Genomic DNA, 17234 nt, shown 5'->3' on the forward strand with positions numbered 1-17234 from the left:
CCTCATGTGAATTTTTGGCCATATGCAGTGAGGAAACCGAAACACACCTGAAACACCGGCTCGCAGGGTTTCACACCGGCGAAACACTCATGCCCCGTCGGTGAAACCGCGCTGCTCGAAGCTCCAGAGCAGTATCGACCACCTCACCGAAGGGACGACCGCATGCCGCCGGACGTTCTGAAATTGATGAATTCGGGCGACACCGCCTGGCTGCTCGCGAGTTCCGCTCTCGTCCTTCTCATGACTCCCGGCCTCGCGTTCTTCTACGGTGGCATGGTCCGCTCGAAGAGCGTCCTGAACATGCTGATGATGAATTTCGCCACGATCGGCATCGTCAGCGTTCTGTGGGTCTTCTACGGCTACTCTCTGGCGTTCGCCAAGGACGTGGGGAACCACGGGTTCATCGGCGGCCTGGGCAAGGTGGGCCTCAAGGACACCCTGATCTCCGCCTCCGGCACCTCACCCGAGCTGGCGTTCGTGGCCTTCCAGCTGATGTTCGCGATCATCACGCCGGCTCTCATCAGCGGCGCCGTCGCCGACCGCGTCAAGTTCGGCGGCTGGTGCGTGTTCGTGGCCATCTGGGCGACGGTCGTCTACTTCCCGGTCGCCCACTGGGTGTTCTTCTTCGGCGACACGACGACGACCAAGGACGGCGGTTTCCTCGCCGACCACATCGGCACCCTCGACTTCGCCGGCGGCACCGCGGTCCACATCAACGCCGGCATGGCCGGCCTCGCCCTGGCCCTGGTCGTCGGCAAGCGTGTCGGCTGGCCGAAGGAGCCGATGCGGCCGCACAACGTCCCGTTCGTGCTGCTGGGCGCCGGCCTGCTGTGGTTCGGCTGGTTCGGGTTCAACGCCGGGTCCGCGCTGGCGGCCAACGCCCAGGCGTCCGTGGCGTTCGTCAACACCCAGGTCGCGACGGCCGCCGCAGCCCTCGGCTGGATCATCACCGAGCGGATCCGGTACGGCAAGTGCACCGCGCTCGGCATGGCCTCCGGCGCGGTCGCCGGCCTCGTCGCGATCACTCCGGCCTGTGCCTCGGTCAACCCGGTGGGCGCCATCATCCTCGGCGTCATCGCGGGCGCCCTCTGCTCGGTCGCCGTGGGCATCAAGCACAAGTTCGGCTTCGACGACTCGCTCGACGTCGTCGGCGTGCACGCCGTCGGCGGCGCGGTGGGCGCGCTGCTCATCGGCTTCCTCGCCACCCCGACGGTCACCGGCATCCTCACCCCCGCCAAGGGCGACGGCCCGGCCGGCCTGTTCTACGGCGGAGGCCTCTCCCAGCTCGGCAAGCAGGCGATCGGCGTGGCGCTGGTCGGCGTGTACTCCTTCGTCCTCACCTGGATCATCGGCAAGGTCCTCGACAAGGTGATGGGCCTGCGGGTCAGCGAGGAGGACGAGGTGTCCGGCATCGACCTCGCCGAGCACGCTGAGAGCGCGTACGAGATCGGCACCGTCCACGGCGGGTCCGGCGGCGGATCGGGCATCCTGGCCTCGCTCACCGTCGACCGCGCGAGGGCGGCCGGCGGCGATGAGGCGGGATCCAACGGCGGCAAGAAGTCCGTGGGCCCGGGTGAGAAGAAGGTGGAGGCGGACGCATGAAGCTCGTCACCGCGGTGATCAAGCCGTTCAAGCTGGACGACGTCAAGGCGGCGCTGGAGACCTTCGGGGTGCACGGCCTCACGGTCAGTGAGGCCAGCGGGTACGGCCGCCAGCGCGGGCACACCGAGGTCTACCGTGGCGCGGAGTACAAGGTCGACCTCGTGCCCAAGCTCCGCGTGGAGGTCCTCGTCGACGACGAGGACGCCGACGACATCGTCGACGTGATCGTCAAGGCCGCCCAGACCGGCAAGATCGGTGACGGCAAGGTCTGGTCGGTCCCGGTCGACACCGTCGTCCGCGTCCGTACCGGGGAGACCGGGCCGGAGGCGCTGTAAGCGTGGCGGACGTGATCGGGGAGACGCACGGCCCGGCGGGCGGGGTCGTCCCGCCGGGCCGTGCCCTCTCCCGGACGTCGGCGACGGCCGAGGCCCGTGCCGCGCTCGGGGCGGCACGGGCCGACCGCGCCCGTGACCTGGACCGCGAGCTCGCCCGCCTGCTCGGCGCCGAGGCCGACGTCGCACTCGTCGCCGTCGGCAGCCACGGGCGGGAGGAGCTCACCCCCGGCGGCGACCTGGACCTGGTCCTCCTGCACCGGGACCGGCCGGACGTCTCCGCCCTCGCCGACCGCCTCTGGTACCCGATCTGGGACTCCGGCCGGCGCCTCGACCACTCGGTACGCACCCCAGAGGAGGCGCGCGCCGTCGCCCGCGAGGACATGAAGGCCGCGCTGGGCCTGATCTCCGCCCGGCACCTCGCCGGCGACCCTGCCCTGACCCGCGAGCTGCGCGAGGCGGTGCTCGCGGACTGGCGGGCGGACGCCCGGCGGCGGCTCCCGGAGCTGCGGGAGATGTCACGCTCGCGCTGGAGCCGATACGGGGAGCTGGCCTTCCTCCTGGAACCCGACCTGAAGGAGTCCCACGGCGGGCTGCGCGACGTCCACGCGATCCAGGCGGTCGCGGCGGCGTGGGTGGCGCCCGGCCCCACGGACGCGGTCCGGGCGGCGTACGACCTGCTGCTCGACGTCCGCCACGTGCTGCACGAGCAGACCGGTCGCGGCGGCGACCGTCTCGTCCTGCAGGAGCAGGACGCCGTCGCGGGCGCCCTCGGGCTGCTGGACGCGCACGCCCTGCTGCGCGCGGTCGCCGAGGCCGCCCGCACGATCACTTACGCCGCCGACCAGATGTGGCGGACGGTGGCGCGCTTCTGCTCCCCGCCGGGCCGCCCCGTCCGTAGACCGCTCGCCGACGGCGTCGTCGAGCAGGACGGGGAGGTCGTTCTCGCGCTGGGCGCCGACGCGCGCAGGGACCCCGTGCTCGTGCTCCGGGCCGCCGCCGCGGCCGCGCAGGCGGGCCTGCCGCTCGCCACGGCCACCGTCGAGCGACTGGCGGCGGAGACGGCGCCGCTCCCCGACCCCTGGCCTCCCGCCGCCCGCGACGCGCTGGTCACCCTCCTCGGCGCCGGCCCGCCCGCGGTCGGGGTGTGGGAGGCGCTCGACCAGGCGGGCCTGATCGTCCGGCTCCTGCCCGACTGGGAGCGCGTCCGGAACCGGCCACAGCGCAACCCCGTGCACACGTACACCGTGGACCGGCACCTCGTGGAGACGGCCGCCCGCGCCGCCGCGCACACCCGTGACGTGGCCCGGCCCGACCTCCTCCTGGTCGGGGCCCTGCTGCACGACATCGGCAAGGGCTGGCCCGGGGACCACTCCCGTACCGGCGCGGTCATGGCCCGCGACCTCGGCCGGCGTCTCGGCTTCGACGCCGCCGACGTACGGGCGCTGGAGTCGATCGTCCGGCACCACCTCCTGCTGCCGGAGACCGCGACCCGCCGCGACCTCGACGATCCGGTCACCATCGAGACGGTGGCCAGGACCGTCGGCGACCCGGTCGTGCTCGAGACCCTCGCCGCCCTCGCCATCGCGGACGGGCAGGCCACCGGACCGGCGGCGTGGGGCGGGTGGAAGGCCCGCCTGGTCGCGGAGCTCGCCCGCCGCGTCGCCGCCGTGCTCGCCGGAGCGCCGCCGCCCGTCGCGCCCGGCCCGACCCCGGAACAGCTCGCCCTCGCCCGCCACGGCGGCGGCGCCGTGCGCGTCGCCGGCTCCCGGATCACGATCGCCGCCCCCGACCGCTCCGGCCTGCTCTGGCAGGCGGCCGGCGTCCTCGCCCTGCACCGCCTCGCCGTCCGCGGCGCCCGCGCGATGTCCTGGGCGCCGGCCCCCGGTCCGGAGCCCGACCGGCCGAGCGGCCGCACGGAAGCCGACAGACCCGGCGGCCGCACGGAAGCCGACGAACCCGGCGGCCGTCCGGAGAGCGATGGACCTGGCGGCCGTACGGTGGGCGACGGACCTGGCGGTCGTGCGGTGGGCGACGGACCGGGCGGCCGTACGACCCAGGCCGACACGGCCGTGCTCGAGTTCATCGCCGTCCCGGAGTACGGCTCCGGCCCCGATCCGGCCGCGCTCGAGGCCGACCTTCGCCGGGTCCTCGCCGGACGGCTCGACGTCGCGGCGCGGCTGGAGCGCCGCGCCCGGTCGTACCGGCCCCGTAAGGGCGTGCCGGTGCCCCCGCCGCGCGTCATCCTCCTCGACGACGCCTCGAACACCGCGACCGTCATGGAGGTGCGCGCCCACGACCGGCCCGGCCTGCTGTGGCGCATCGGGCACGCCCTCGGTTCCTGCGGCGTGCAGGTCCGCGCGGCCCGGGTGGAGACGCTCGGCGCCGAGGCCGTCGACGTCTTCTACGTGGTGGACGACGAGGGGCGCCCGCTCGCCGACCGCGACCTGCGGGAGACGATCCGCGAGGCCGTCCTCGAGGTCGTCCGCTGAACCGTTGACCGCCGGATGAAGATCACCGGAACTGGCCGTGCGGCCCATTGACGGTGCTCGCGGTCCGGGTGAGGCTCCTGGAGATCGAAGATCCTCAGGAGGTCTGCGTGCCCAACGTTCTGCTCACCCGCGCGGCCGTGCCGGTCCTCACCCTCGCCCTCGCGGGAACCGCCGCGACGCCCGCCGACGCGGTCGGCGCCCGCGCCGTCGACCGAGGTCACGACCGTACGATCACGTTCCGGACCGGACACGACGGCGAGGTGCTCGCCGCCGTCACCGCGGCGGCCCCGGGCGTGTCCTGGGCCGTCCAGGGCCGTGAGTCGGCGGTCCTGTCGCTGTTCGTCGACGGCAGGTACGCCACCGACGACGTGGTCCCCGCCGCGTTCCCGATCAAGCGGGAGTTCGCCCTCGGCCGCCTGCGGGCCGGCCGCCACACGCTGCGGCTCCGCCTGGCCGCCGACCGCTCATTCGGGCGGACCGTCCGGGTGAGCGGCGTGGCGTTCCGCACCGTCGCGGCCGGGTCGCCGGCGTACACCGACCTCGCTCACGCGCCCGTGCTGTACGGCCGCAACGGCACGGGCAGCACCTCGACCGGGCCGTTCCAGAACGCCGCCACCGACACTCCGCTGGTCGCCTGGCACGAGGACGTCCCCGCCGCGACGCCGGGGCACCGCCTGCTGACGTACTCCTACATCTGGAGCAACGAGGACGGCGGCACGTCCACCCCGCAGCTCATGGCGCGCTGGGGCCGTACGACGGACATCGAGTGGATCTACCAGGTGGAGGTGGACGCGCACGGCAGGCGGGTGCCCGGAACCGCCGTCTTTCAGGCGCCGAACCACGTCACGCAGCCGTTCGCGGGCACGTACGAGGGCGATCACCCGCTGCTGCAGACCTGCACGCTGAACAACAACATCTGCGACAAGGTCGACGACCCGATGCGGTTCTCGCTGTCCACCGCGCAGACGCTCGACGCGACCACGGAGGCCCGCGAGCAGATCATGGACCGAAACCCGTGGACGTACTGGGTGGCGGCGGCGGAGGCGCACCGGGAGGGCCGGGTCGCGGCGGACCCGCCGACGACCTCCCAGACCCTGATCGCCGACCCTCGCGACTACCTCTACCTCGTCGTCCGCAAGCAGACCATCGACCCGCCGAACGGCACCGACTGGGTCGGGCTGTCCATCGGCGTACGGCTCAAGGGCGACCCGACGCTGTACCGCTCGGACCACCTGTTCCCCGACCGGTCCATCAACCGGGACCTGCCCGCGGCGACGACGGTCCAGCTCCCGCCCGGAACGAAGCCGTCCGACGTCGCCGAGATCATCGGCATCAGGGTGCCCGCCACGAGCACGGACACCGGAGCGACGATCAAGGTGCAGGCGATCAACCGGGCGTTCTTCCTCGGTCAGGACGACCAACCCGGCGCGTCATTCGTCTCCGGCCCCACGCCCGCGACACTGACCCAGCAGGACCCGACCGCCGTCCTGTACACCGCCGCCATCTCCGCCCGCTGACACGCTCTCGCCTCCGACGCGGGCGGCGTCGCACGGCCTCACCCCGCCCGGCCGGCACCGCATCCGGCCACTGCCGGCCAGATGCGGCCGGGCGAACGCCCTCGACCGCGCGCCCGCCAGCCGCCACTCAGCCGGGTGCAGCCGGCCGAGCGGCGCTGGGACGGGTGCCGTGCCGGGACGCGAAGGTCTCGGTGAACGCCATGCGCTCCGGCCGTCCGAAGCGGCGAACCGGTGCAAGTCGGGCGGCGCCGGCGGCATTCGCTCTTCTGCGGATCTGGTGCAGAACCGGCGGCGGAGGTCCTCTGGGCCTGGTTCAGAAAGGATCGGTGAGTTCGCCGAGCTTGGAGGTGAGCCGGAGGTTCTCCGAGTAGTCGACCGGAACTGTGATCACCGAGACGGTGTCCTCCTCCAGGGCCTGCCGGAGGGTCGGCAGGAGAGCGTCCGCCGACTCGACCCGGTAGCCCCGGGCGCCGAAGCTCTCGGCGTACTTGACGAAGTCCGGGTTGCCGAACTCCACGTTGGAGTCGTGGCCCATCTCCAGGTCCATCTTCCACTCGATCAGCCCGTACGCCTTGTCCTCCCAGATCAGCACGGTGATCGGGAGCTTCTCGCGGACGGCCGTCTCCAGCTCTTGGGAGTTCATCAGGAACGCGCCGTCGCCGGTCGCGGCAAGTATGTGCCGGTTGGGGAAGGCGAGCTTGGCCGCGAGCGCGCCCGGCACCGCGAAGCCCATCGAGGACAGGCCGTTGGACACGAGCAGTGTGTTGGGCTCGTACGTGGGGTACATCCGCGCCATCCACATCTTCACGGCGCCGGTGTCGGCCAGGACGATGTCCTTGCGGCCCATGGCCTCGCGGATGTCGGTGACGATCCGGCGCGGCGACATCGGGAACCGGTCCTCGTGGCGGCCGCGCTCGAGTTCCTCGTCGATCATCCGCCGGATCTTCTCGCCGGTGCCCCGGGAGTCGAAGCGGCGGCGTACGGCGTCGGTGAGCGCCCGCAGCGAGTTGCGAATGTCGCCCTGGATGCCGACCGCGACGGGGTAGTGGTCGTCGACCTCGGCCGGGAACCGGTGAATGTGGATGATCTTCTTGTCGGCGTGCGGGTTGATCTTGACGGGATCGAACTCCTGGAGCTCGTACCCGACGCAGATCAGCACGTCGGCCTCGTCGAAGCCGAAGTTCACGTAGTCGTGGCGCATGAAGCCGACCGCGCCCAGCGCGTGGTCGTGATCGTCGGGGAAGACGCCCTTGCCGTTGAACGTCGTCGCCACCGGGATCCCGAGGCGTTCGGACATGCGGATCAGCTCGTGGCTCGCGCGGTTGCGGGTCGCGCCGTGCCCCGCCAGGATGATCGGCTGCCGGGAGAGCGCGATGACGTCGGCGGCGCGGGCGACCTGCGACGCGGAGGGCTCCTCCGGGCGCACGATGTTGATCGGCAGTGGCTTGAGAGACGGGTCGACCTTGGCCGACTCGACGTCCTCGGGGATGGCCAGGTAGACCGCGCCGGGCCGTTCGGTCTGCGCCACCTTGAACGCCTTGCGCACCATCTCCGGCAGGGCCTCCGGCCTCGGCGCCATGTCGGACCACTTGGTGATCGGCCGGAACAGCGAGACCAGGTCGATGATCTGGTGCGACTCCTTGTAGATGCGGTCCAGGCCGACCTGCGCGGAGATCGCGACGACGGGGGTGCTGTTGGTGGTCGCGTCGGCGACGCCGAGCTGCAGGTTGATCGCGCCCGGTCCCAGCGTCGCGGAGGCGACGCCCGGACGGCCGGTCAGCCGCCCGTACATCTCCGCCATGAACGCGGCGCCCTGCTCGTGGCGTACGAGGATGTATCGGATCGAGGATTCGTTCAGAGCGTCGACGAAGTGGATGTTCTCCTCACCCGGGATGCCGAAGACGTACTCGACGCCTTCCGCCTCCAGGCAGCGGACCAGGAGTCGAGCGGCCTCCACCTGCGGGTCCATGCGGAATTCCTCCCCTTTTCACCGGCATGTTCACCTATCTGGGGCAAGCGCGCTGATCGGGTTCGCATTCCGCGATGTGGCCGATCCCACGCTCGGAACGATGACGAGGGGCTCGCCGGGCCGCCGGCGGCCTCTGGTGAGACCGCGCACGCCGTGCGAGAGTGATCGGTGGCGGTCGGCCATCCGGGGGCCGCCGAGCGGATAGTGTTGAGGGTCGATCCCCGAAGCACCCTAGGACTGGTCCAGACACGTGTTCGAGACGCTTTCCGACCGGCTGACTACGGTCTTCTCCTCGCTGCGCAGCAAGGGCAAGCTGTCCGAGGCCGACATCAACGCGACCGCGCGCGAGATCCGCATCGCCCTGCTCGAGGCCGACGTCGCGCTGCCCGTCGTCAAGGACTTCATCGCGCAGATCAAAGAGCGGGCCCGCGGCTCGGAGGTCTCGCAGGCGCTGAATCCGGCCCAGCAGGTCGTCAAGATCGTCAACGAGGAGCTCGTCAACGTCCTCGGTGGCGAGACGCGCCGCGTGCGGTTCGCCAAGACCCCGCCGACCGTGATCATGCTGGCGGGTCTGCAGGGCGCCGGTAAGACCACCCTCGCCGGCAAGCTCGCCCGCTGGCTGAAGAGCGAGGGGCACGCGCCGCTGCTCGTCGCCGCCGACCTCCAGCGGCCCAACGCGGTCCAGCAGCTGCAGGTGCTCGGCGAGCGGGCGGGCACCGCGGTGTACGCACCGGAGCCCGGCAACGGCGTCGGCGACCCGATCGAGGTCGCCCGCCGGTCGATCGAGCACGCCCGGCACGCCCAGCACGACGTGGTCGTCATCGACACCGCGGGCCGCCTCGGCATCGACGAGGACATGATGCGCCAGGCGGCCGACATCCGCGACGCGGTCCGCCCCGACGAGATCCTGTTCGTCGTCGACGCGATGATCGGCCAGGACGCCGTCGTCACCGCGCAGGCGTTCCTCGACGGCGTCGGCTTCGACGGCGTCGTGCTGACCAAACTCGACGGTGACGCCCGTGGCGGCGCGGCGCTGTCGGTCCGGCACATCACCGGCCGGCCGATCATGTTCGCGTCCACCGGCGAGAAGCTCGAGGACTTCGACGTCTTCCACCCGGACCGCATGGCGGGCCGGATCCTCGACATGGGTGACATCCTCACCCTCATCGAGCAGGCCGAGAAGGCGTTCGACGCCGAGCAGGCCGAGAAGATGACCTCGAAGTTCGCTTCGGGGGAGGACTTCAGCCTCGAGGACTTCCTCGAGCAGATGCAGATGATCCGCAAGCTCGGCCCGATCAAGAACCTCCTGGGCATGATGCCGGGCATGGGGCAGATGCGGCAGCAGATCGACCAGATCGACGACCGTGACCTCGACCGGATCGGCGGCATCATCAACTCGATGACGCCCGAGGAGCGGCAGAACCCCAAGATCATCAATGGCTCGCGGCGGGCCCGCATCGCGCGCGGCTCCGGCGTGAGCGTCACCGAGGTCAACAACCTCGTCACCCGGTTCTTCGACGCGCAGAAGATGATGCGTCAGGTGGCCGGCGGCATGGGCATCCCCGGCATGCCGGGCACCCGGCGCAAGCAGGTCAAGGCGGCCGCCAAGAAGAACAAGGGCAAGGGCAAGCAGCGCAGCGGCGACCCGCGCAAGCGCGCCCAGGAGGCGGCGGGCAAGAAGACGCAGCATGCCGACGGCGCGCCCCAGGGCCTCCCGCCCGGCCTTGGGGGAGGGGTGCCGGGTCAGTTGCCGCCCGGGTTCCAGATGCCCGACCTGTCCAAGCTCCAGGGAAAGAAGAAGTAACACGCCGCGCCGGGCGTACGGCACGCCGCGCCGGGCGTACGGCACGCCGCGCCGGGCGTACGGCACGCCGCGCCGGGCGTACGGCACGCCGCGCCGGGCGTACGGCACGCCGCGCCGGGCGTACGGCACGCCGCGCTGGGCGTACGGCACGCGAAGCCGGGCACGCGGCCGTATTCGGGTGCGCGGCCTCGGGCGACGCCGGGCGTGTCGCCCGGTCGGAGGGCGGCGGCGGGCCGTCGCCCTCGGGCGGTGTCGGCGATGTGGGCCTGGACGGGAGCCCGCCCCGTACCGCCGTCTTCCGGGGGTCGGCCGGGCCGCAGGTGCGCGGCGGGCCGGCCGCCGCGGGACGTACGTCTCATCCGGACCACCGGACGGACCGCACGCCCCGCGCGGACGGATGATCAGTCGCGGCCGAGTTCGCCGTCGACGCGGCGCCAGATGCCCAGCGGGTTCCCGTCGCGAAGCTCGGCGGGCAGCAGCGCCGCAGGCGCGTCCTGGTAGCCGACCGGACGCAGGAAGCGTTCGATCGCCCGGGTCCCGACCGACGTGGTGGCCGGTGCCGAGGTGGCGGGGAACGGCCCGCCGTGCACGACCGCGTGCCCGACCTCGACGCCCGTCGGCCAGCCGTTGAACACCACCCGCCCGGCGATCAGCTCCAGCAGCGGCAGCAGTTCGGCGGCCTGCCCGTGATCCTCCGGCGTCGCGTGCACGGTCGCGGTGAGCTGGCCCTCGAGAGCCTCGGCGATCCGCAGGAGCTGGGCGTGGTCGCGCACCCGTACGACGATCGACGCGGCGCCGAAGACCTCGTCCTGGAGCGACCGGTCGGCCAGGAAGGCGTCCCCGTCGGTGACGAACAGCGCGGCGCGCCCGCCGCAGGCGATCGCCGGGTCGTCGCCGCCGCGCGCCACCTCGGTCACCGCGTCCGTGCCCGCCAGCCGCCGGATCCCGTCGTCGTACGCCTGCCGGATGCCCGCGTTCAGCATCGGGGCCGCCGCCGTCTCAGCGAGCGCCGCCGACGCCGACTCGACGAACGAGTCCAGCCCGTCGCCCTCGACGGCGAAGACCAAGCCGGGGCTCGTGCACAGCTGGCCGGCCCCGGTGGTCAGGGAGGCGACGTACGCCGGGCCGAGGTCCTTGGCCTTCTCCTGGAGCGCGCCGGGCAGCAGGAACACCGGGTTCACGCTGGACATCTCGGCGTACACCGGGATCGGCACGGGACGCGCCGCGGCGGCCGCGACCAGCGCCAGGCCGCCCTGCCGGGAACCGGTGAAGCCGACGGCCCGGATCCGCGGATCGGTGACCAGCGCCACGCCGAGCTCACGGCCGCCCTGTAGCAGCGAGAATGTGCCCTCCGGCAGGCCGTGCTCGGCCACCGCGGCCCGGATCGCCCGGCCGACCAGCTCGGAGGTGCCCGGATGCGCCGGGTGCGCCTTGACCACCACCGGGGCGCCCGCGGCCAGCGCCGACGCCGTGTCGCCACCGGCGACGGAGAAGGCCAGCGGGAAGTTGCTCGCCGCGAACACCGCCACGGGGCCCAGCGGGATCCGCCGTTGCCGCAGGTCCGGCCGGGGCAGCGGGGTACGGTCGGGAATGGCCGGGTCGACACGGGCGCCGAGCCAGCCACCGTCCCGGACGACCCGCGCGAACAGCCGCAACTGGTTGGTGGTCCGCGCCAGCTCGCCCGTGACACGGGCCTCCGGGATGCCGGTCTCGGCGGTGACCCGGTCGATCAGCTCCGCGCCGAGCGCGTCGATCCGGTCGGCGACCCCCTCCAGGAACGCGGCCCGGGTCTCCTGATCGGTGTTCCGGTACGTGCCGAACGCGTCCCAGGCCAGGGCGGCGGCGCGGGCGACGTCGGCCGCTCCGCCGAAACGGTACGCCGGCTCGAGGCGCTCGCCGGTCCGCGGATCGACGGCGTGGAACTCCTCTCCGGTGCCGGGCACGTCCTGCGCGCCGATCAGCTGATCTCCGGTCAGAGTGGACGTCGTGTCATGTACGGTCATCGGCTCAGCCCACTTTCTTCGCACAACGGTCAGCGATTCCATCGTCGCCTACCCTCACCTCGCGGGCTTCCACGGGCGGATCGCACGCCCGTCACCGGTCGATCGCCGGTCGTGACGCGCGGCGCGCTGATCGATTGCCACTTCGCCGCCATCGTCTGGCAGAATGGCAGGCTGGAAAACCGAACCGGACAGGGCCCTCTCTCACCTGTGCGCGACGGTGTCCTTCCGAGCGGCGGTTCCGGTCCCCACCTGGGACTGATCCGCTCGTCCATTTCGAATCTGGAGAACACCACACCCGTGGCAGTCAAGATCAAGCTCAAGCGTCTGGGGAAGATCCGGGCTCCGTACTACCGGATCGTCGTCGCCGACTCCCGCACCAAGCGTGACGGGCGCGCGATCGAGGAGATCGGCAAGTACCACCCGAAGGAGGAGCCCTCGCTCATCGAGGTCGACTCCGAGCGGGTGCAGTACTGGCTGGGCGTTGGCGCCCAGCCGACCGAGCCGGTCCTGTCGATCCTGAAGATCACCGGCGACTGGCAGAAGTTCAAGGGCGAGCCGGGCGCGGAGGGCACGCTGAAGGTCGCCGAGCCCAGGCCCGACAAGCAGGAGGCCTTCCAGGCCGCCGTCAAGGAGACCCTGGACGACGCCGAGGGCAAGGCGACCACGCCCAAGTCCAAGAAGAAGACCGAGCCGAAGAAGGCCAAGAGCGAGGTGGAGGAGTCGGCGTCGGCCGAGGAGACCTCCGAAGCCAAGAGCGAGGCCTAAGGTGCTCGAGGAGGCGCTCGAGCACCTGGTCCGCGGAATCGTGGAGCACCCGGACGACGTCCGGGTGCGCGCCCGCCGGCTTCGCAACGGCCGGGTTCTCGAGGTGCGCGTGCACCCCGACGACCTCGGCAAGGTCATCGGCCGCAACGGCCGTACGGCCAAGGCTTTGCGTACGGTGATCGGCGCCCTCGCGGGCGGTCGGTACATCCGCGTCGACCTTCTCGACCTCAACGAGGCCCGATAGTGCTCGCGGTCGGCATTCTCCGCCGGAGCGGTCGGACCGCCCGCGGAGCGGCTTGATGCTGCTCGCCGTCGGCCGTGTCGGCCGGGCCCATGGGGTCCGCGGCGAGGTGAGCGTCGAGACGAGCACCGATGACCCCGGCGCGCGGTTCGCGCCGGGGTCGTCACTCGTCACCGACCCGGCGCGCCTGGGCCCGTTGACCATCGAGTCCGTACGGCCGCACGCCGGCCGCCTCCTCGTGCGGTTCGCCGGAGTGGACGACCGCACGGCCGCCGAGACGCTGCGCGGCACCCTCCTGCTGGTCGACTCCTCCGACATCTCGCCCAGCGCGGACCCGGACGAGTTCCACGACCAGGAGCTCATCGGTCTCGTCGCGGTGACCCTCGACGGCACCGAGGTGGGCGAGGTCGTGGACGTCGAGCACCTCGGCCAGGACCTCCTGGTCGTCCGGCGTCCCGGTGGCGACGCGCTCGTGCCGTTCGTACGCGCCCTCGTCCCCGAGGTCGACGTGCCCGGCGGACGGATCGTCATCGACCCCCCGCCCGGCCTGTTCGAATGACACCCGCCGCGGACGCCCGCCGCCCGGCGGCGTCCGACGGCCGCCGTGGCGCGCAGACTTGAGACACAGGACCCATGGAGCGCCCATGAGACTCGACATCGTCACCATCTTTCCCGAGTACTTCGCGCCGCTCGACGTCTCCCTCCTGGGCAAGGCGCGGCGGCGCGGCGACGTCGACGTCCACGTGCACGATCTTCGAGGCTGGGCGCACGACCGGCACCGCACCGTCGACGACACGCCGTACGGCGGCGGTCCCGGCATGGTGATGAAGCCGGAGCCGTGGGGCGAGGCGCTGGACGCCGTGGTGCCGCCGCCATCGAGCGCGCGTCTCGTCGTCCCGACGCCGAGCGGTCGCCCCTTCACCCAGGAACTCGCCGTCGAGTACGCCGCCGAGCCCTGGCTCGTCTTCGCGTGCGGGCGATACGAGGGCATCGACGCCAGGGTCATCGAGGACGCCCGGGAGCGGATGCCGGTCGACGAGGTCAGCATCGGCGACTACGTCCTGGCCGGCGGCGAGGTGGCGGTCCTCGTGATCGTCGAGGCCGTCTCCCGGCTGCTGCCCGGCGTACTCGGGAACGCCGACTCGGTGACCGACGACTCCTTCGCGCCGGGCCGGATGGAGGCCCTGCTCGAAGGGCCCGTCTACACCAAGCCGGCGACCTGGCGCGGGCGCGACGTCCCCGACGTGCTCATGTCCGGAAACCACGGCGCGATCGCCCGCTGGCGACGTGATCAGGCGCTGCGGCGCACCGCCGCGAGACGACCCGAACTGATCGGCCGGAACCCGCTCGACGAGGCCGACCGCCGGGCACTCGCGGAGGCCGGTTTTCCGGTTGACGCCGAACGTATGGCACACTGAGACGTCACCCCAGTGTTCGACGCTGGGCGTGTTCAGACTTCCAGAAGATCCCATCGCGCGTCGGCGGCCCCTGGCCGCGCGCGTTTCACCACGAGGAACCGCAGTCATGCACACCCTGATCCAGGAGATCGAGAAGGCCGCGATGCGGTCTGACGTACCGGACTTCCGCCCGGGTGACACGCTCAAGGTTCACGTGCGCGTGACCGAGGGCAACCGGAGCCGCATCCAGGTCTTCCAGGGCGTGGTGATCCGGCGTCAGGGCGGCGGCGCTCGTGAGACGTTCACCGTTCGTAAGGTGAGCTACGGCGTCGGCGTCGAGCGGACCTTCCCGCTCAACAGCCCGTCCATCGACAAGATCGAGGTCGTCACCCGCGGTGACGTCCGGCGTGCCAAGCTCTACTACCTCCGCGAGCTGCGCGGCAAGGCCGCCCGCATCAAGGAGAAGCGCGACAACTGAGCGGGCTCCATCCCCGCCTTCGGCCCCGGCCCGTCGACCGACGCGCCGGGGCCTGTCATTGCGGCGACCGAGGATTTCGGCGTACACGGCAGACGACACGCTGACGTTGGCCTCCGTCAGGCCTCGCGGGCATTAGGCTTCCCCTGATGACTGACGACGAGCAGGGCCTGCGCGAGCCCGCGGCCACCGCCGGTGACACGCGCCACGACGCATCACAGAACGGCCGGGAGGGCGCGCACTCCGCCGATCGGGAGTCGGGAGACCCGCGATCGGCGGACGAGAAGGCCGACGAGCCGGAGGAATCCGCGCCGGCCGGACCGGATGATGCGGACGGCGCCGACGCCGGCAAGGGCTCGCGGAAGAAGAAGCAGGGCTCCTTCTGGAAGGAACTGCCGATCCTGATCGGCGTCGCCCTCGCGCTCGCCATGGTCATCAAGGCCTTCGCGGTCCAGGCGTTCTACATCCCGTCGCAGTCGATGGAGAACACCCTCAAGGTCGGCGACCGGGTCCTGGTCAACAAGATCGTCTACCACACGCGCGACATCAAGCGCGGGGACGTGGTCGTCTTCAACGGCCTGGACTCCTGGGACCCGGAGGTCCAGTATTCGAAGCCGAGCAACCCGGTGTCGAAGGTCCTGCACGCGGTCGGCAGCGCCTTCGGCGTCGTCCCCGGCGAGAAGGACTACATCAAGCGGGTCATCGGCGTTCCCGGCGACCACGTGGCCTGCTGCGACGCTCAGGGACGCGTGACCGTCAACGGCCATCCGCTCGAAGAAACGGGCTATCTCTACACCGACCCGGTGACCCACGAGCAGAACAAGCCGTCCGACAGCAAGTTCAAGATCACCGTCCCTGCGGGCCGGCTCTGGGTGATGGGCGACCACCGCGAGGTGTCCTACGACTCCCGCGGGCACCTGGGTGACCCCGGCGGCGGCACGATCCCCGAGAACCGTGTCGTCGGCCGAGCGTTCGTCGTCGTCTGGCCCGTCACCCGCGTCAAGCTCCTGTCGATCCCGAAGACGTTCGGCCAGCCGGGCCTCGCGCTCGCCAACGGCGCACTGCCGGCGATCCCGCTGGCGATGGGGTTCGCCGGCGCGCTGCCGGTGACGCTGCTGCGCAGGCGTCGCCGCCGTGCCGGTTCGTTCCTCGGTCGCCGACGCCTCCGGCGCGCCACGGAGTGACCGGCCACGCTGATGCTCCCGCAGCGCGCGGTGTTCCGCTTCGGCCGGGCCCCCGTGCGACGTACCCTGCCTGATGTGTACATCGATGTCCGAGCCCACCGTCCTCGTGGTCTCACCCCCCGACGGGATGTCGGCCTGTACGCCTACGAGCGAGTGGTGGAACGCTGCGGCCTCGGGCCGGTGGCCGGCGTCGACGAGGCCGGTCGCGGCGCGTGCGCCGGGCCGCTGGTCGTCGCGGCCGTGATCCTCGCGCCGGAGCGCCGCCGCCGCATCGAGGGGCTCGCGGATTCGAAACTGCTCACCGCCGCGCGCCGGGAGCGCCTGTACGAGGAGATCACGACCACGGCCATGGCGTGGCACGCCCTCATCGTGCCGCGCGAGGAGATCGACCGGGTGGGTGTGCACCGCTGCAACATCGCGGGAATGCGGCGGGCGCTCGCGGCGCTGAGCGTGGAGCCCGGTTACGTCCTGACGGACGGATTCCGGGTGCCGGGCATCTGCGCCCCCGGGCTTCCGGTGCCGAAGGGCGATCGAGTGGCGGCCTGCGTCGCCGCGGCGTCGATCGTGGCGAAGGTGACCCGAGACCGGATCATGATGGAGTTGCACGAGCGTTATCCGATGTACGGTTTCGGCGTTCACAAGGGGTACGTCACTCGTGCGCACGCCGCTGCGTTGGAGGAGCATGGACCTTGTCCTGAACATCGGCTCTCCTTCGTCAATGTGGCCCGGGCGGTCGCGGCGGAGGCGGGACCGGAAATCGATGCCTCAGACGCTGGGGAGATCGATTGGGAGGCGTCACACTATGAGGACACCGCCGACCAGGCGGACGTCGCCTGAGCCGCGGTTCGGGGAGGGAACGCGAGTATGAGCGCAGAAGACCTCGAGAAGTACGAGACCGAGATGGAGCTCCAGCTCTACCGCGAATACCGCGATGTGGTCGGCCTCTTCACGTATGTCGTCGAGACCGAGCGGCGGTTCTATCTCACCAACACCGTCGATCTGCAGGTGCGCAGCACCGACAACGGCGAGACCTTCTTCGAAGTGACGATGCAGGACGCGTGGGTTTGGGACATGTACCGCCCGGCGCGCTTCGTGAAGAATGTTCGGGTTGTGACCTTCAAAGACGTGAACATCGAGGAACTGGCCAAGAGCGATCTGGAGCTGCCCAACAGCTGACGCGGCTCCGTGGGCGGGCGGCACCCGAGGGTCCGCCCGCCCACGTGTGATCACCCATCTCGAGCCGCCGCGAACGGCCTCCGCGAACGGCGCGTCGACCTCCGGGAACGGCGCGTCGACGTTCCGGAGCGGCGCGTCGGCCCTCGGGAACAGGCGTCGGCCTTCGGGCCTTCCGGAACAGGCGTCGACCTTCGGGGCGGGGTGCCCGCCTTGGGAACAGCGCGTCGACCTCCGGGAACAGGTATAGACCTTCGGGATGGGGCACCCGCCTCGGGAC

General features: G+C 71.5%; 16 protein-coding genes. 13 read left to right on the forward strand and 3 right to left on the reverse strand.

Translation table 11 applies throughout. The features are described 5' to 3' along the window. Positions 1–183 precede the first annotated feature (183 nt). The 4 genes from ABD978_RS28480 (at position 184) to ABD978_RS28495 (ending at position 5943) form a co-directional block, all read left to right on the forward strand. Entirely contained in the window at positions 184–1602 is a 1419-nt protein-coding gene (locus ABD978_RS28480) for an ammonium transporter (protein WP_425550779.1), read from the forward strand. After that, entirely contained in the window at positions 1599–1937 is a 339-nt protein-coding gene (locus ABD978_RS28485; protein WP_252776317.1) for a P-II family nitrogen regulator, read from the forward strand. Before ABD978_RS28480 ends, ABD978_RS28485 begins: the two co-directional genes overlap by 4 nt. A 2-nt stretch (positions 1938–1939) precedes the next feature. Then, positions 1940–4426: a [protein-PII] uridylyltransferase gene (locus ABD978_RS28490; protein ID WP_345361235.1), complete on the forward strand. Its 2487-nt coding sequence runs from the start codon at positions 1940–1942 to the stop codon at positions 4424–4426. A 107-nt stretch (positions 4427–4533) separates the two neighbouring features. Beyond that, positions 4534–5943, forward strand: coding sequence for a hypothetical protein (locus tag ABD978_RS28495; RefSeq protein WP_345361238.1), 1410 nt, complete (start codon positions 4534–4536; stop codon positions 5941–5943). Positions 5944–6256: 313 nt separating this feature from the next. Here ABD978_RS28495 and ABD978_RS28500 read toward each other — a convergent pair whose 3' ends face one another. Further along, positions 6257–7912 (reverse strand): acetolactate synthase large subunit, encoded by a 1656-nt coding sequence (locus ABD978_RS28500; protein ID WP_345361241.1) that lies wholly within the window; start codon positions 7910–7912, stop codon positions 6257–6259. Positions 7913–8162: 250 nt separating this feature from the next. Between ABD978_RS28500 and ffh the strand changes: the two genes are divergently transcribed. Further along, a complete protein-coding gene (gene ffh / locus ABD978_RS28505) occupies positions 8163–9716 on the forward strand; it encodes a signal recognition particle protein (protein ID WP_345361244.1) in 1554 nt (517 codons plus the stop codon). Here ffh and ABD978_RS28510 read toward each other — a convergent pair. After that, a complete protein-coding gene (locus tag ABD978_RS28510; protein WP_345361247.1) occupies positions 9656–10075 on the reverse strand; it encodes a hypothetical protein in 420 nt (139 codons plus the stop codon). The two genes, ffh and ABD978_RS28510, sit on opposite strands and share 61 nt — an antisense overlap. Before the next feature lie 42 nt (positions 10076–10117). Beyond that, positions 10118–11719, reverse strand: a complete 1602-nt coding sequence (locus ABD978_RS28515) for an aldehyde dehydrogenase (NADP(+)) (protein WP_345361250.1) — start codon at positions 11717–11719, stop codon at positions 10118–10120. Positions 11720–12016: 297 nt separating this feature from the next. On the opposite strand from ABD978_RS28515, the gene rpsP reads away from it, so the two are divergent. From rpsP to ABD978_RS28555, 8 genes are all read left to right on the forward strand, one after another. After that, positions 12017–12484 (forward strand): 30S ribosomal protein S16, encoded by a 468-nt coding sequence (gene rpsP / locus ABD978_RS28520; protein ID WP_345361253.1) that lies wholly within the window; start codon positions 12017–12019, stop codon positions 12482–12484. Between the two features lies 1 nt (position 12485). Continuing rightward, complete coding sequence (locus ABD978_RS28525; protein ID WP_252776333.1) at positions 12486–12728, forward strand: RNA-binding protein; 243 nt, start codon at positions 12486–12488, stop codon at positions 12726–12728. Between the two features lie 55 nt (positions 12729–12783). Then, positions 12784–13284, forward strand: a complete 501-nt coding sequence (gene rimM, locus ABD978_RS28530; RefSeq protein ID WP_345361257.1) for a ribosome maturation factor RimM — start codon at positions 12784–12786, stop codon at positions 13282–13284. Between the two features lie 85 nt (positions 13285–13369). Next, on the forward strand, positions 13370–14143 hold the full coding sequence (trmD, locus tag ABD978_RS28535; protein WP_345361260.1) for a tRNA (guanosine(37)-N1)-methyltransferase TrmD: 774 nt from the start codon (positions 13370–13372) through the stop codon (positions 14141–14143). Between the two features lie 106 nt (positions 14144–14249). Next, positions 14250–14600 (forward strand): 50S ribosomal protein L19, encoded by a 351-nt coding sequence (gene rplS / locus ABD978_RS28540; RefSeq protein WP_252807910.1) that lies wholly within the window; start codon positions 14250–14252, stop codon positions 14598–14600. 146 nt (positions 14601–14746) lie between these two features. After that, positions 14747–15781: a signal peptidase I gene (lepB, locus tag ABD978_RS28545; protein ID WP_345361264.1), complete on the forward strand. Its 1035-nt coding sequence runs from the start codon at positions 14747–14749 to the stop codon at positions 15779–15781. A 75-nt stretch (positions 15782–15856) separates the two neighbouring features. Continuing rightward, positions 15857–16618, forward strand: coding sequence for a ribonuclease HII (locus ABD978_RS28550; protein ID WP_345362473.1), 762 nt, complete (start codon positions 15857–15859; stop codon positions 16616–16618). 27 nt (positions 16619–16645) lie between these two features. Then, on the forward strand, positions 16646–16957 hold the full coding sequence (locus ABD978_RS28555; RefSeq protein ID WP_345361267.1) for a DUF2469 domain-containing protein: 312 nt from the start codon (positions 16646–16648) through the stop codon (positions 16955–16957). Positions 16958–17234: the final 277 nt, after the last annotated feature.

The sequence above is a fragment of the Actinoallomurus liliacearum genome (genome assembly GCF_039542035.1).
Taxonomy (GTDB): Bacteria; Actinomycetota; Actinomycetes; order Streptosporangiales; family Streptosporangiaceae; genus Actinoallomurus; species Actinoallomurus liliacearum.